Annotated in this window: 11 protein-coding genes; 3 read left to right on the plus strand and 8 right to left on the minus strand. The window is 64.4% G+C overall.

Annotation, left to right across the window (positions count from 1 at the left end; genetic code table 11):
• Positions 1-23: 23 nt before the first annotated feature.
• Positions 24-194, plus strand: coding sequence for a hypothetical protein (locus B7L05_RS17415; RefSeq protein WP_179187154.1), 171 nt, complete (start codon positions 24-26; stop codon positions 192-194).
• Between the two features lie 5 nt (positions 195-199).
• Here B7L05_RS17415 and B7L05_RS07975 read toward each other — a convergent pair whose 3' ends face one another.
• Both B7L05_RS07975 and B7L05_RS07980 read right to left on the minus strand, forming a co-directional pair.
• Complete coding sequence (locus B7L05_RS07975; RefSeq protein ID WP_179187155.1) at positions 200-4,465, minus strand: rhamnan synthesis F family protein; 4,266 nt, start codon at positions 4,463-4,465, stop codon at positions 200-202.
• A 49-nt stretch (positions 4,466-4,514) separates the two neighbouring features.
• On the minus strand, positions 4,515-6,236 hold the full coding sequence (locus tag B7L05_RS07980; RefSeq protein ID WP_179187156.1) for a glycosyltransferase: 1,722 nt from the start codon (positions 6,234-6,236) through the stop codon (positions 4,515-4,517).
• A 322-nt stretch (positions 6,237-6,558) separates the two neighbouring features.
• Here B7L05_RS07980 and B7L05_RS07985 point away from each other — a divergent pair, with 322 nt between their 5' ends.
• Together B7L05_RS07985 and B7L05_RS07990 are read left to right on the plus strand one after the other, a co-directional pair.
• Positions 6,559-7,650 (plus strand): hypothetical protein, encoded by a 1,092-nt coding sequence (locus B7L05_RS07985; RefSeq protein WP_144037176.1) that lies wholly within the window; start codon positions 6,559-6,561, stop codon positions 7,648-7,650.
• Positions 7,651-7,701: 51 nt separating this feature from the next.
• A complete protein-coding gene (locus B7L05_RS07990) occupies positions 7,702-8,592 on the plus strand; it encodes an FkbM family methyltransferase (RefSeq protein WP_218775996.1) in 891 nt (296 codons plus the stop codon).
• Here B7L05_RS07990 and B7L05_RS07995 read toward each other — a convergent pair whose 3' ends face one another.
• The 6 genes from B7L05_RS07995 to B7L05_RS08020 all read right to left on the minus strand — a co-directional run bounded on the left by B7L05_RS07995 (position 8,593) and on the right by B7L05_RS08020 (position 15,963).
• Complete coding sequence (locus B7L05_RS07995) at positions 8,593-9,879, minus strand: glycosyltransferase family 4 protein (RefSeq protein WP_375601249.1); 1,287 nt, start codon at positions 9,877-9,879, stop codon at positions 8,593-8,595.
• A complete protein-coding gene (locus B7L05_RS08000; RefSeq protein ID WP_375601250.1) occupies positions 9,870-11,126 on the minus strand; it encodes a capsule biosynthesis protein in 1,257 nt (418 codons plus the stop codon). Before B7L05_RS08000 ends, B7L05_RS07995 begins: the two co-directional genes overlap by 10 nt.
• Positions 11,126-12,529 (minus strand): hypothetical protein, encoded by a 1,404-nt coding sequence (locus tag B7L05_RS08005; protein ID WP_144037177.1) that lies wholly within the window; start codon positions 12,527-12,529, stop codon positions 11,126-11,128. The genes B7L05_RS08000 and B7L05_RS08005 overlap by 1 nt, the downstream gene beginning before the upstream one ends.
• Before the next feature lie 24 nt (positions 12,530-12,553).
• Positions 12,554-13,657, minus strand: a complete 1,104-nt coding sequence (locus B7L05_RS08010) for a lipopolysaccharide biosynthesis protein (RefSeq protein ID WP_144037178.1) — start codon at positions 13,655-13,657, stop codon at positions 12,554-12,556.
• A gap of 112 nt (positions 13,658-13,769) precedes the next feature.
• Positions 13,770-14,585 carry an ABC transporter permease gene (locus B7L05_RS08015; protein WP_085809739.1) on the minus strand — a complete coding sequence of 272 codons (816 nt, stop codon included), beginning with the start codon at positions 14,583-14,585 and terminating at the stop codon, positions 13,770-13,772.
• Positions 14,586-14,634: 49 nt separating this feature from the next.
• Positions 14,635-15,963 (minus strand): glycosyltransferase family 1 protein, encoded by a 1,329-nt coding sequence (locus B7L05_RS08020; protein ID WP_085809740.1) that lies wholly within the window; start codon positions 15,961-15,963, stop codon positions 14,635-14,637.
• Positions 15,964-15,971: the final 8 nt, after the last annotated feature.

The following is a 15,971-nucleotide window of genomic DNA, read 5'->3' on the forward strand; positions in this document are numbered from 1 at the left end:
TCGAGATGGGAATGGAAACGCAGGTGAGGTTCGCGAATATAGATTGGGGATCGGATACGATCGTCTTTTTCGGCGCGATGCTCTTCGTCGTCCTGTTGGTTGCTGTTGCGCTGGAACGCCATTCACCGCGCCGCCAATCGCGACGACGCGTGCGGCGCGACGATCAGGACCAGGCGGGCGAACTGATCGACTGACGCAATCAGACGAACCAGCTGCCCGGACCAGCGGCGGGCGCTAGATCAAGCATGTCGCGTCGGATCCGCGGCGGAAGCGCCGGATCGTCTGACAACCACTCCTGCCAGCGGCTCAGGAACAGCGCGAGCTGTTCACCCGGTGGCGCCACCTCGCCGCGAGACTTCTTTTCGGAGTGAATCAGTTCGGCCACGGGATTGTATACGATGCGAAGCCCGAGCTGACGGATCTTGAGACATAGATCGACGTCGTTGAACTCGAGATTGAAGCGCTCGTCGAAGCCGCCCACCGCTTCAAGGACGCTGCGCCGGGTGGCGATCATCGCCCCCGTCACCATCGACAGTTCGCGCTGCGTCACCGCCCAGTCCATGTAGGTAGCCGCGCCGGCACGCCGGCCGAGCCACGCATGGACGCTCGTCCCCATCACCCCGCCATACACGCCGGCGTGCTGGATCGTGCCGTCGTCGAACAACAGCCGCGCACCGACCGCGCCCACGTCTCGATCGAGCGCGAACCCAACGAGTGCGCGCAGCCAACCGGATCCTGTCGCCACGATATCGTCGTTGACGAGCAGGACGATCTCGGTGTCGGCAGCCCTCCACAGTTGATTCATCTTGGCTGAGAAGTTGAACGGCTCTTCTGGCGCTCGCAGCGTCTCGATCCGCCGTACGGTGAACGGCCATGCCGCCCGCTCCCAATCCGGCTGACCGGCGACATCATCGCCGATCAGCACGGTCAGCCGATCGAGCGGCCAGTCTACAGCAACAAGGCTTTGCAGCAGCCGCTCGACATAGCTTCCGGTGCCAGTGCTCCCCTCGATTGCCGATCGGCGGGTCGGCACGCACAGCGTTACCGCTGGCAGCGTTCCGGTGAGGCGGGGCTCGAGCTGCAGGCTCTCGCCCGTCGGTCCATCGGCGACTTGGAAGCCCGCATAAAGCGGCGATTGCCCGATCAACTGCCGTCGCGCATCGCGCGGCGCCACCACCCGGTCGCCGCTGCTGACGACCACCACTTCGGCGATGCGATCAATCGATCGGCCCTGCTCCGCCGCGCGCAGCACGAGAGCGTACAGCGCCGCATCACCTAGGGTTGGGTCCCACCCGCCCAAATCGTGCAGCACCGAGGCGCGGACGAAGAGCGGCACGCCGATATAATCCTGCGCGGCGAACATCGTCTGATCGAAGTGTGGTTTAAGACGAACCTGCTCGATCAGGGTCGCCGCACCGAAAGCAGCATCGTCGGCGTAGAAGATCGCGACGTCAGGGCGTGCCGCGGCTCGGCGCATCAACAGGCGCTGCGTCAGCGGATGAAGGCCGCAGTCCTCAGGCGCGAACAAGATCCATTCATCCGCCGCGTCGGACAGCTTGCCCGGCCATTCCACCGCCGGCTGCAGCGTGCCCTTCTTAAGCGGGACGATCGATAGGCCTTCCTCGGGCTCAAACGCCGCGAGCGGAACGCCAGCCGCCCCCTCATCGATGCGCGGCGGCATACGCCGGATGTCGCGCGATTGCTGCACCACGGCATCAAGGCTACGCGCCACGGCGGCCCCGACCGTCTGCACTGACAGCGTCTCGGCGATGCGGGCGCGGCCGGCTTCACCGATCGACGTGTCGCCTGCATCGATCTTTTCTGCCGCGCGGATCAAGGCTTCGGCAAGAGCATCCTCGTCGACCCGGGCCCAGGTGCCGCCTTTGGTGTAATGGCCGAAGTCTCGGTCCAGCGTCCATGCGTCCGCCTTGACGGGATAGCCGCACGTATCGTCGAGGAACTGCGTTGTCCCGCTATAGTCTGTTGCCACCACCGCGCGCCCGGCTGCCATCGCCTCCGCCACGGTCAGGCCGAATCCTTCGGCGCAATGCGGCGAGGCGTAGATGTCGCCCGCCGTGACAAGGTCGGCGAGCTCGTGGTTATTGAGCGAGCGGTCGAGTAGGATCACCGCGTCGGTTGCCCCCGCCTGTTTCACCAGCGCCTCGCCGTCGCCAGGGCGATCCATGAGGTGCTTCGTCTTGAGCACGAGCGACCAACCCCGTTCGGCAAGCCCGCTCGCGGCAAAGGCGCGAAGCAGTGCGGCAGGGTTCTTCCGCACGAGGTAGCTCGCCCCGTCGAACACGTAGAGGATGAGGCGTCGGTCGGTGGGCAGACCAAGCGCCTGTCGAATTGCGGCGCCGCTATGGTTCGCGTCCGGCGTCACCGGCACGACGTGCGGCACAACGTCCACCGGCGCTTCGTCCTGCGCCCCGAACAGCGCGGCGTTGTACGCACTCGGCGCCCAGATACGATCGACGGAGGAGAAGTCACGCCGCCAGGCTGCCGGCAGATGCTCCATTTCCCACACCCAATAACCGATCCGCCTTCCGGCGCACGCGATCGCGCCGCGCTGGTCGTCGGTCAGCAAATGCCATGAATCCGGGTTGAGGTGCACGATCGCGATGTCGGCCGGGCCATCGAAGTCGATCACGTCGAGTGGCGGGGTAAGCGGCTTGTGCACATGAAACGGCTTATGGATCGGATGAAGGTTCAACCGCACGCCTGCCTGGCGAATAGCCGCGATGATCCCGCGGCTCGCCGAACCTAGACCGTTGTCGTAATTCCACGGCCCGTAGAACGCGACCTTGTACGGTTTGACGGGCAACGGATCGTCGTCGCCGCTGGACGGGCGGACCCGGGCGAGCAACGGAAACTCCCCGCCCGGCAACGGTTCGTCGGTTCCATAATCGAGTGTTGCCTCAAGCAGCTGGCGATCGAAGCCGGCACGCGCCAACGCTTTCTCCAGCCCCCGCGTCGAGATATGTGGGAACCGGCCACGCACCAGCAGCAGCTTGATGAAGGGGAAGCCAGCGTCGAGCAGCCGCCGCCACGCGAACAGTGTCGGATTACGCGCTTCGTCGACCTTGAACACTGCGTCCGCGGTGAACCCGGCGTCGCAGATGCGGGTCGTCAACGGCACCTCGAAGGCGTTGATGACCTCGTCCTTGTCGAGCACGACGTGCACCGAATTGACGAAGAGTTGAAACGCGTAAGACGATAGCAGCCGGGCGTTCACGCGCAGGAAGTAGCTTTGGATGTGCCAGCCCCGCTCCAACGTTTCGGTCAGGCCTGCGAGGTCCGCCGTGTTCGCGCGCAGCGCAGCGATCGCCTCGCTGAACGATGCATCGGTGGTTGGGCCGAAAATGCTGTCATTGACGATGTAGAGGGCGTCTGCGCCGTAGAGCTGCGGCGCCACGCGCAGCATGTGTGCCCACGCACCGAAATCATAGCCGCGATTTTCGCGGACCATCGCGCTCGCCACGCTGGCAAGCAGATCGTCGTCGAGCAATACCGGTCGGTCGGCGTTGACGACCAGCGATACTGCAATGCCTTGGTCTGCCAGTAAGCGAAGAAATCGGCGAACAAACGGCTGAAGGACCCCGGTTGGCGCGTAGGCGACGAAGATCGCATGCTCCCCGGCGATCGCTTCGAGCGGCTTGGCAAAGATGTAGCGCGCGCTGGTGATCCGCCGTGCGGCGATCTGCTCGCCCAGCGGCGGCAGCATGATCGTCAGTGGCGATCCCTCGAGTGGCTCGCCGGTCGACGCCAGCCGTGCTTCGACGGTGATCGTCTCGCCTGCCAGATCCTCCGCATCGAGCATCATCGTGAAACCGGCTGGCCCCTCCGTGATACCCGCGGCCACAATATCGGGTCGCTGCTGCGTCGCGATCGCGCGCCCAATCACCCGTCCCCCGGCAAGGCTCATCACGATGCGCGCGGGCTCACCGCTAGCGTCGGGCTCCACGGCCCAGCCACGAACCTCGTAACCATCGACACGGTCGATCACGCCGACCGGCGCGCCGCCTGATCGCTGCGCGACAACGGCAACATCGCGCGTCGGAGTGATGCCCAACGATTGTAGCTCCGCACGTGCGGCGTCGTTTCCATCCAAATCGAAGCTGCGACGATAGTAACGCTCGGCCTCTTCGCGGCGTTGTGAGGACTTCAGCAGGTGACCAAGATTGAGCGCAAGATCGGCATTGTCGGGTTCAAGCGCCTCCGCCCGTCGATAGGCTTGTTCGGCGCCGTCGAGATCGCCAGCCTCCTTCGTCGCATGCCCCAGTTGGACCCAGATCGGAAAAACAGACGGATCAGCCTCGAGAAAACGACGATAATGATCGATCGCGCCACGCCAGTCGCCTCGATCGCGCGCTTCATCGCCGAGGCGGCGATGCTTTGCGGGATCAACCTGTCCGGTCCCCACGCCGAACATGGCCGCCGCCTGCCTGATGAGATTGTTCGCCATGCCGATCAATTCCAGTCCGGAAATATCAGAAAGTTCGTTGTCGAGGGGCTCATGCGACGTGGATCTCGTCGGCATCGATGCCGAGCGGCCGCCACGGCATCGGCTGGACGCTGCGGTCGATGTGAGCGAGGATCTCGCGCATACTAGGCTCACGCAGCATTGCGAACGGAGCGACGCTGCGCTGCCAATACGGGCTCACACCGGGATCTTCACGCAGCGCCTCACCCCAGCGTTCGATCAAATCGCCGCGCTCGCCCTCGTCCCAAGCAATCGCGCTTTGGGTTCGGTTGACACCGCGCGTGGCACCTTCGGCATGGATCGCCTCGATCGCGGGGCAGTAGCGGACGACGAGACCACGTTGCCGTACCTTGAGACACAGATCGACGTCGCTGTGCGCAACCATCAGTCGGGCGGCATCGAATCCGCCGATGTCGTCGAAAGTCTCCCGTCGGACGGCGAGAAACGCTCCAGTGACCGCGGAAACGTCGTGCGCTTCGACGTAGCGTCCGCCGGGCCCGCGTTCATCGACTTTGGCGCCCCGCCCTTCGTGTTCGACGCCTGTCGGACCAAAGCCGAACACCATGCCGGCATGCTGTACCGTTGCATTCGGGTACAGCAGCCGGGCGCCTAGCGCGCCGACGGCAGTATCGCTCAGGGTCGCTGCGAGGGCATCGTCCCACCCAGCGGACAGCATTTCGATGTCGTCGTTGACGAAGGCCAGCAGCGGTGTTGTTCCTGCTGCTGCCCCCAAGTTGCACGCCAGAGACCAGTTGAAAGGCGCGTCGAGCGGAGTGACGCGAGCGACGCCGCTGCGGACCAAGTCGGTGAAGAGCGCCATCGACTCGTCAGCACGACTGCGATTGTCGATGACGATGAATTCCAGCCGTTCGGGCGCGCGCGCAGTGGACCGTAGCGAAGTGATCGCGCGCGACAAAAGTGCTGGCGAGTCCCGCGTGGGTATGACGACTGTTATCGCCGTATCGTCGCGCGCTGGGATCGCATCGGATGACGCTGTGTCAGCCGCCGTAGCGCTATCCTCCACCGCGCCCGCACGCGCGATCAGCGGCAGCTCCAGCCGCGTGGCAAGTACGCGCGGAACCGCGGCGATTGTGCCGGCCATTCCCGCCGTGGCGACCAACGCAGAGCGAAGCGTTGCACCGTCCGTCACTTCGCCGATCGCGCCGTAGATTGGCTGCATTGTAGCAACCAGTGGTGGGGAACCGTTTACCCTCAAAGTGGGATCGAAAATCCCGTGCAAGCCGGGATCGGCACGAAGGATGCGATGCACCGGATCGGTGACACCGCGATCATGATCGGCGATCGCGGCCGCGGCGCCGGTTCGCTGCAACGCAAAGGTCAGCCAGGCGAGCGCCTCGGGATCAATCGTCGTTCCGGCGTCAATCACGACAACATAGTCTGGCTGGTCTTCACGCGCAGATGGCGTGAGGCACTCGACGAACGACATCCGCCGATCGGTCGTCGCGAAAGCTCCAACTGGATGATCGCGGACTGTCGCGGGCGCTGCGACGATCGCCTGCCAATCGTGATGCGATTGATCCTGCAGGCTGCGCAACGTCTCCCGCAGCAGATAGGGCTGGGCCGTCAACGCATCGACGACCACCAATACCGATGCTCTGGAGACGGTGGTCTGCGGAGGCGGCGGCCGCACCGGAATATCGCGGCGAAAAAGGTCGTAGGCGGCAATTGGATAACCTGACGGCGCGGACGGGCGCCTGTCCGAGTCGCGCGCATCGGCGTGGGCTGCCGCCATCGTTGCGATTTGATGCCAACGATCCGTCGCATCTGATCGCGTTTCCCAATCGTCAGTCCATGGCGACGATTCAATCCGCGAACTACGCGGGGCTGGCCGCGGCAGTGCGGCAAGCGGCCTCAATGGCGGCATGGATGGTGTCGGCGCGGCGCGACGCGCGCGTCTACCCCAACCGATCATGCCGCCCCCAACATCGCGGCTGCATGGCGTAGCGCCTGCGCCGTGACAAGCCGTGTCGGCACGATTGCCAGCGGCGGCGGCGCTCGATTAGGGACAATTGTGATGGCTGTTATCCCGCCCCCCGAATCTTGGAACGCCGGCGATGAACGCACAGCGTCTTGATCCCTTCGGCTACTGGCCTGCGCAGCGTAGCCGCATCAGAGGATTGGGTGGGCCCCAGCGGTCCGCAGACGGCAATTATGTCTTCCATACACGCTATGTCACGCTGCCCGACGGCCCGTCCGTTGCGACAATCTCGTTCGAAGGTCTCTCCGCCGACAGCGGAATGATCGTGGTACGTATCTTCCAGCATCTGGAGGGCGGAACGCCGGCCGTCACGGAACAGGGGAAGCTTACCGCCCTCCTCCCCTCGATCGCAAAAACGGGCCGACCGCTTAGGATCCCCTTTCGCGCGCTCGCAGGTGCGCAGTACGCCGTCACCGGTTACGTCTTCGGCGAATGCGTCGCGACGGCGAGCGCGATCGCGATAGACATCAGCCCGCGCGCCGACGAGGGCGAAATCGCCTCATCAAGGCGTAGCGTGTTCGGACGGCTCCGCGCCCGACGCGTCGCGGCATTGGCCTCTGGCGATGCGCCGACGCTGTCCTGGCCGGTATCGCAGGCTTTCACACAAGAGCAGATTGAGGAAGCCGAGTTCCGGCAATTGATGGCTGGCGCACCTTCTGCCGATTTGCCCACTGATCAATGGGAAACCGCCTATATCTTTCGCGTTCTCGAGGTCTACGGGCGACTTGTCGAAGGGGCGCGCGGCCTCTCGATCGCGACCGCAAGCGATAGCGCAGCGATGTTGGTGCGTCAGGCGGGCTGCGATGTTACGTCTCTAAGCGTCTCCTCCGCGGCCGATGACGAAGCCGGCCTCTCAGCCGATCAACTCGGCCCGACTGATCAACTCTTCGACTTTGTCTGGGTACGCAGCGGCGTGCTGGTAAATGGGGGATCGTCGGGAGTGATCGGCGCGATCGAGGGGTTGCTCGATCGGCTGCGTCCGGGGGGACTGGCGATACAGATGGTGCGGCTGTCCGACGCGTTCGATCGCCACGCGATAAACCGCGTCTCGCTCGGCGTCGCTGCGCTCGGCCATATCGTCGCCCAGGTACGCCATGGCGAGATCACGGAACACGGCACACCGTTCGGCATCATCGTGCGCAAGTCGACCGACGACGACGGCGCGTGAAGGTGGTAGCGCGGGGCTTTGGGTGGCCGAGAACCGGGCCTGCGAGGTAGAATGATGCGCTTCCTGGATCAGCAGGCCACCCCAGCCGATGTCCGACGCCATAGCGAGGCGCAGGGCGCGATCTTTGACATCTGGTCGTTGCGCAGCGGTGAGCGGTGGCGCCACGAGGCGGTGATCCGCGGATTGTGCCACTCTGCCTATCTTGGGGAAGGTCGCGCGCTCTGCCGCGTGCTCGGCCGCTACAAGATGTACGTCGATACGAACGATGTGGGCATCGCAAGCCACCTGATGCTCGACGGCTATTGGGAGATGTGGAACACGGAGGCGATCATCTCGCTCGTCAAGCCCGGCATGACGGTGCTCGATATCGGCGCACACTGCGGATATTTCTCCGTCCTGATGGCTGATCTTGTCGGTGCAAGCGGCCATGTCCACGCCTTTGAGCCCAATCCACCGATTGCTGACCTATTGCGCTGGTCGGTTGCGGTGAACGGGTTCGGCGACCGCACGACGGTGCATGAGGTTGCGCTTGGCGACACGACCGGCGTAGCGGCGCTGGACGTACCGGCGAACGAGCCGAAGAACGCGCATCTCGTGCCCGGCGGCAGTGGTGGCTCGCTGCTTCAGGTGCCCCTCGCGCGTCCCGACGGTATTCCCGGGGCGCTTGCCGCCGACTTCATCAAGATCGATGCCGAAGGTGCAGAGGAAGCGATTTGGCGGGGGCTACGCGATATCCTGGCCACCGACCGCCCGCTCACCATTCTGCTCGAATTTACCTCGGGTCGATATGCCGATCCCGCCAAGTTCCTCGACGAGATTCTGTCGCACGGCTTCTCGCTAGGGATCATCGATCTCGAACGCGGGGTTGAGATGCGGACTGCGCATCAGGTGCTCGCGCACTCGCCTGTCGACGATCAGATGCTGCTGCTGACCCGCGACTGATCAACCGCGCCGGTCAGCAAGTTCGTCGACGACCTGAAGGACGGTGTCGATGTGATCACCCCAGCCGACCGGCGACCAACTGAGCAGGCGATCATATTGTGCGGCGCGACGGACCGAGTCAGGCGCGGCGTAATCGAGGATCATGTCGAGCCAGCCTAGACCGTCGAGTGGATCGAGATATTCGGGAGCATCCCCGCCAACCTCGCGAAGCGCCGGAATGTCGCTGGCGATCACCGGCACCCCTGCGGCGAGCGCCTCCGCCACCGGCATGCCATATCCCTCGGCGAACGATGGTAGCAGCACGGCGCGCGCCCCGGCCATCATCTCTCCGAGCCGTCGGTCATCGAGATCGGCGTGCTCGACCACGTGCCCCCGCAGTAGGGCGGAACGCTCGAGAACGTCGATGACGTTTTCGTTCTCCCACCCCCGTCTGCCGATCAGGACGAGCTGTGGCGCCGCCTCCCCCATCCGTTCCACCATGCGCCGCCAAACGTTGAGGAGCAGGAGATGGTTCTTGCGCGGCTCGATGGTGCTGATGCACAGGAAGTAGGGTCGCTCGTCGCTGCGTCCTTGTGGCAAAACCGGGCCATCGCCCCACTCGCAGCCCAGATGCGCGACACGCAGAATCCGGTTGCGGCGGGGGGTAAGGTGTGTCGCCAAGGCGTCCAGCGTCGATTGCGAGTTCGCGATGATCCCATCGGCAAAAGTGTCGATCGATCGTATGCGCCGGGCATGTTCTGCCGCCCCGTTGGGACGGGCGAACTCGGGATGGGTCAGCGGGATCACGTCGTGCACCAGCGCCACCATGCGCGCCCGCTCGGTCCGCAGGATGTTGCGCACCAGCTGCGTATCCTCGAGGTGATGCGGCGATGCCTGAAGATAAATGCGCGGCCCAAGGGCGACCGGTACGGCGCGGGGACGCAGCGCGAACAGGTGCCGGATCGCCTGGGCGCGAACATCGGCCGCAGCGTCACCGCGTGTCTGCCAGCGTGCTTGAGTGAACGCCAGAAACTGCCGCACCGCGCCGATCGGCAGGCGACCGTAATAGCCACCTGCCGGATGGACCGCGGCGAAGCGCAGGCGTTCGGGCACGCGCTTCAGCAGTTCCACGGCATAGGCGTATTCGACGCGATCTATTCCCGTCGGCGTCGTGAAATACGCACGACTCAATAGGCGCGATAAATCAAATACGATCGGCCGACGTGACCGCCGGTCGTGCCGCCCCGTACCTGGCAGACCCTTGCTGAACAGCATTTTCGCCGGGGCGCGAAACGGCCTTAGCGCCAACGGACGATCCGCGTCACATTGTCGGCGATCGAACGGACGGGGGCCGTTAGCCGCGGAATGGCGTTTTCGACCAGCATCGCCAGTCCCTCCTCGCTGAGGAAGCCGCCACGTATCAGGGATCGGTCGACGAAGACCCGCCGAACCGACGACCAGAGCGTCTCATCCGGGCGTGCCGGGGCCGGCCAGAAATCCTCCAGCGCGCCGCGGTGCACGACGCCGTCGACATCATAGACCGCGTGACCGATCACCGCGACAGGAATGCCGAGATTGAGCGCCAATGTGCCGACCGTGCTGTTTACCATCACAGCCCCTGCGCTGTGGGGGAGGATGGCATTCAGATCTCCGTCGCCGATATAGAAGACCCGATCAACGACCCCGTGACGGCGGGCAAGACGATTGGTGATCGTGCGCCACGGGATCAGACCGTTGTCCAGCGGATGCCGCTTTACCAACAGGCGCGCGTCACGCGGCGCTGCCTCGGCGAAGTTCTTGATGATGAAGCGCAGCGCCGCACGCATGTCGTTGAACGGCGAATGGACGCGCAACTGATAGTCGGAGTTGAGCTGTAGCGGTACGAGGAAGATAGGATGGTCGGCGCGCGCCTGCAGCACGCGATCCAACGTTCGCCGCGACCACCGTCGCTCGACCCCGCTATTCAGCGCCCATAGCATCCAGCCGATCGCCTCGATCAAGGGGCTGTACGGCCGATGCGTCCGGTAGAAGGGATAAAGGGGCATCAGGAACATCGTCGCCAGGAGATGGCGGATCGTTTCAATCGCGCGGCGGCGAAAGCTTGCGGGGATAGCCGGCGCCGGCGGCTCGGGCGGCAGGCGCTGTGCCTCCGCCCGGAACCATGCAGGGTCGCGCGGCAACCGCGAGTGGCCGTTGACCCCGCCCTCCTCCAACGTCACGTAATCCGGGCGGATGTACCCTTCTTCAAGGACATGGACCCGCAAATTGCGCACCTTCGCCATGCCGTGCGCGCTGGCGTGATGCGGGCGGCAGTCACCGAACAGCACGAGATCGGTGATTGCGTGCTTGACGATGAAATCATCGACGAAGACCGGCCATGAACGCAGCGTGCCACGATAATCGGTTGCCGGGCCGGGCCAGTCGAGCCGATCACCGCCGCACAGGTTGATACGATGCACCGTATGGCCGCGTGACGCCAAAGCGCCCGCAAGACGGGCGAAATAGGAACCATGGGGCCCCTGCAGGAAGAGAAAGACGCGCCGCTCAGTCTCCATCAGCCGCGGCCCTTGACCCGCTGCAGCACCCGCCGCGTCGCGCCGAGCGTCCGGCGAAAGCCGGTCAGCAGCGTGCTCGAGCGGCCGGCATCAGCCGCGAGCCGCTCGACCAATACCTCGACCGGACACGGCAGGAGCGTGACTGGATCGCGGTAGCGCGGCGCCAGGATCAGGCTGGCGGCAACTAGCTCGTCTATCGTCAAGCGGCGCGTCCGGCGCGGCGGTATCGGACCAAGGTCGTTCGTCAGTCCCCACCCGGCGTAGAATGGCGCGCCATGGACCGTCACCGGCACATCACGCAGCAGCGCCTCAAACCCGGTCAACGAGGAAACGACATGCACCGCATCGGCGCGATCGATCAATGACAACAGTGATCCCGTCGCAAGCGTCAGGTCGACGTGACGATCGCCAGACAAGGTACCGGCGCGCAGGCCGACGCTTACGTCAGGGTGCGGCCGATAAACGATGAACGCGTCCGGCTCGCACGCTCGCACACGCGCCATGAAATCGATCATGCCGTGCGATCCGCCGGCGTGCCTGACCGAAAGATCGTCCGTCACCTGCCCCACCGCCAGCACGATCCGCCGGCCCGTGGGCAACGATGGTCGTGGGCCTCCACGATCGATGCCGTATTTTCCAATACCCGCCGCAACGATGCGGCGGCGCAGCCGTGCCGCCCGATCGAGCAACGTGTCGTCGAACACGTGGTTCTGCAACAGTCGCTCAAGCGCGCTCTCGCGTGCCGGATCGAAGTGGATCCCGCCCGTGGTATCGACGATCACCGACATCGGCGGCCGACACTCGGCACCGAGGCCCGACGATCGGATGAAGCCATCCTCGACCTGCCACGCGCTTGCATCGGCTTGCCCGACCCGCTCGGCAAAGCCCGGCGGCACTCGGGACGGCCAGTAGGCGACGGCAGCACCGGGCGCGATCGCATCGGCTACCGCCCCCGGCGCGACGAATGCAGGCGAGCCGCGACCATGCCACAGGAACTGTCGCATCGCGTCGCGCTTCCATGGCGCCATGCCCACCGCGGCACCGATCCTGCGGTTCGTGTCGATCATTTGCCGCCAACCGGCCAGGATGCCGATCGCGGCGTCGACGTCGATCAACGCGCCGGTGAAGGGATCGCGATAGGCCGCCCCTTCCAGCGCAGCGACCGCCACGACCTCGTCACCCTCGCGGATAGCCTGCACGATCCGAGCGTCGGCGCCGTTGCTCGTACTTCGCCATGGATCATCGTCGGCCCAGAAGGCGCCACCGACCTGCGCCGTTCGAAGCAGCGCCAGCGTCCGGCCGGCGTTGTCGACACGCGAGTGTCCCGGGAAAGATACCGCGGCGGTCTGGCGCGGCACCCATGGGAACGGCGGTGACCGCAGGAAAAAAGATGGTGACGCCACCCGGCCAGCCTCGCTCGCCGTCGGTTACGCCGCGTGCTCGCGCACGCCAGCCGCGATGAGCCAGCCGATCGCGTAGATGACGAGCAGCGCGCAGAACACCGTAAGGACTGTCAGCGCACGTTTTGGGTAGAGCGACTTCACCGGCATGTTGGGCTCGACGATCCGCGCGACATAGAGCTGCTGGCGTACCGCGTTCTGCCGCGCCGCCTCGTAACTCGCACTGGCGGCTTCGTACCTTTTGGCAAGCAGTTCCTGCTGTATACGCAGTCGCTCGTAACCGCCGAGCCCTGCAGCGATCGTGCTCGATCCGCCCGTCAGCCTGCTGTTCTGCGCCGCGAGCTGACTTTCGAGGCTTCGGATCTGCTGCTGCAGCGCCTCGACCTGCGGGCTGTTACCGCCGATCAAGGCCTGTGTCGTCGCGAGCTGCGCGCGCGCTGCCGAAAGCTCCTGCGACAAGCGCGACACCAGCGCGATCTGCGCCTGCGCGGTGCCCGCCGGATCAACGTCGCGCTCCGATTGACGGAAACGCGTCATCTGCGTCTGCACTTGGCCAAGCGCGCGCTCGGCCTCGTCGAGCTGACGTCGCGACAGCGCGACCGCATCCGCAAAGCCGCGGATGTTGATTTCATTCACCCGCTGCTCGCCCAGCGTCAGCAGCGTACTGGTAAGGCGATACGCGTCGTCCGGGCGGAAAGCGCGCGCCTTCAGCGTCGTGATACCGGTATCGGTGTCATAGTGAACGTCGACCTGCTTCTGGTAGTAGCGCAGCAGATATTCGGGTGTGGGCGCCTCCACCGGCAGCCGGCTTCCGATATCCGCCTCGGGTCGCCGGAACAGCTTCACCAGATCGAGCCGCTTCTGCAACGTCTCGACCACATCGTGCGATGTCAGATAGTCCGACACGCTCTGCGCCTCTCCCGATGCGGCGCCGCCGGCCGCGCCGCCCAGTCCGAGAGCCGCGCTGATGCCGGTCGCCGGTGCCGCCGCGGTGCCGCCTTGCGTGCGCACCAGAAAATGCGCTTCCGATACATATTGGTTCGACGCCATCGCGTAGAGATAGGTCGCTAGCACCAGCGTCGGCGCCACCACGACGATAAGGAACCATTTGTTGCGACGAACGAAGCGCATCAGTCGCTCTGCCGGAGATACCGGCGGCGTGACCTGAACTTCCGCCGGCGTCATGAAACCGTGCACGTTGTTTTCCCCTCGTCCGCCCGCTCGTCGCCGCCGACGACGTGCCCTACGGCATATGAATACGCTGACGCACCGTCGAAATCAAAAGAAGTCCGATAAGCAGCGTGCCTAGGATCCAGCCCCCAAGATAAAGGCCGTCAATATATTCGGAACGTGCCGATTTGAACCAACCGTAGCGCATGATCTCGTAAATATGGGCAAGCGGTATCTTGAGAAAGAAGTCGCGCAACCCGCCCGGAAGAGCATTCATCACAAAAAAGGCGCCCGATAGGGGCATCATGATATAGACCATCGGGTGGATCAGTCGCCCGATCGCTGGTCGCTCATGCGTCAGCCCGCACACGATCAGCGATAGCGCAAACGACTGCAGGAACATCAACGCGACACCGACCAGGTAGATAAGCGGGCGCTCGGGCGGATTGGCGATCCCGGTGGCGACCGCCAACCCCATGAGGATCGCGAACGCCGTGAATGTCCCCGCCTGTTCGAGCAGGGAGCGCGACACCAGGATATCGATCGGTTTGATGATCCGATGGTAGAACAAGGAAAGGCTGCTCTCGAGCGCTCCGTCCGACCGGCTAACCATCGAGCGGAACGTCATGAAGTTGCAATAGCCGATCAGCGCCATCGGCACGGGCTTGATGTCGCCCGAGAAGTGGTTGGGCGAACGCGAATGGAGCAGGCCGATCGCGCTGGCCAACAGCAGCGGTTCGAGGATGAGCCAGAGGTAACCAATATTCTGCCGGCCATAGCGCGTGTGCAGATCGCGCATGATCAGCGCGCCGATAACACGGCGCTGCACACGGAAGCCCTGACGAAGCATGCTTGCGGTTCGCGGCGGATCGCCGATCACGCTCGCCATGATATCAAATTCCTCCCCGACGGTGGTGGGACGCTAGCCCATCGCGAGATCATCCGGAAGTGTCGTGCCGCGGCGGCGACGCGAGAACGCGAGAGTAAAGCGCGTGTAGCCGCCGGCGATGGGCATCGAAGTCAAATCGCTCAGCCTGGTCATAGCTGGCCGCGGAAAGGCGTGACCGCAGCGCCGCAGACGCGTCGATCCGCCGTACCGCCGCCGCAAGCGCGCCGACGTCATACGGATCAACCATGATTGCCGCATCACCGGCAACTTCGGGAAGCGAAGCCTTGTTGCTCGTGATCACCGGCACGCCGCGCTGCATCGCCTCAAGCACAGGAAGGCCGAACCCTTCGTATAGCGACGGAAAAAGCACTGCACGCGCATTCGCGACAAGATGCATCAACAGTCGTCGTGGCAGGTAATCGAGCTGGACGATCCGGGCACCGCGGGCCCCGCCGCGCTTCGCGATCGCCTCCGCCAAGCGCAGTTCGTCCGCCTGTTGCCATCCGCGCGCGCCGACGATGACGAGCGGCGCTGCGCTGTCGACCGACAGATATGCCTCGATCAGCCGCGCAATGTTCTTTTTCGGCTCGACTGCGCCGAAATACAGGAAGTAACCGCCGGGCGGTAAGCCGAACACGGCGGACACGTCGACGATGTCGTCGGCACCGTTCTGTGGCACCGGCGCATGCTGATACGTATTGGTGATCCGATCGGGATCGACGCCGAACAAATCGATTATATCACGCCGGCTCGACTCGGAGACTGTCACGACATGATCGCCCACCGCGATGCACTGATTGATCAGCCGATAATAGAGGCGTTTGCGATCAAGTGTCGCAAACGGCAATTTCAGCGGCACCAGATCGTGCAGCGTATAGATGTTGCGCGCACCTGCAATTCGCACCGGTACCGGATAGGTCCAATGCATGATCGTCGGAGGATCGGGCAGCTCAACTTCGAGTAGCCGATGGGTGCGACGAAAATAGCTTTCGGCGCGCTCGAACAGGAAGCCAGCGCTATAAAGCCGATCGAAGATGGGCAGCCGATCGGCAAAGCTCTGTCGCTCGATCGTACCGCTCTGTGCAATCTCGGCTAGAGGCAGTCCGCGCCTCGTTGTCCCACGATCGATCAGACCGCGGGCCCAGGCAGGTCCACGCCGCGACGGCAGGCCGCGACCGAGCGCCTCATAAAAGAGGATCTCACGAAGCTTCGGGTCACGCCCGACCGGAATGCCGAACACGCCGTATAGCGGCAGGTCGAGCGACCGAACTGCCTCCGCCACCGCCAAGCCATAGGTGGCGACCCCGGTGCCATTCGGCAGGATCAGATTATAACCGTCGATGCCGATCGACGGCACGTCGGCCGCACTGTCCCCCATGAATGCCA

Source organism: Sphingomonas sp. TZW2008 (genome assembly GCF_002117915.1).
Classification (GTDB): Bacteria; Pseudomonadota; Alphaproteobacteria; order Sphingomonadales; family Sphingomonadaceae; genus Sphingomonas.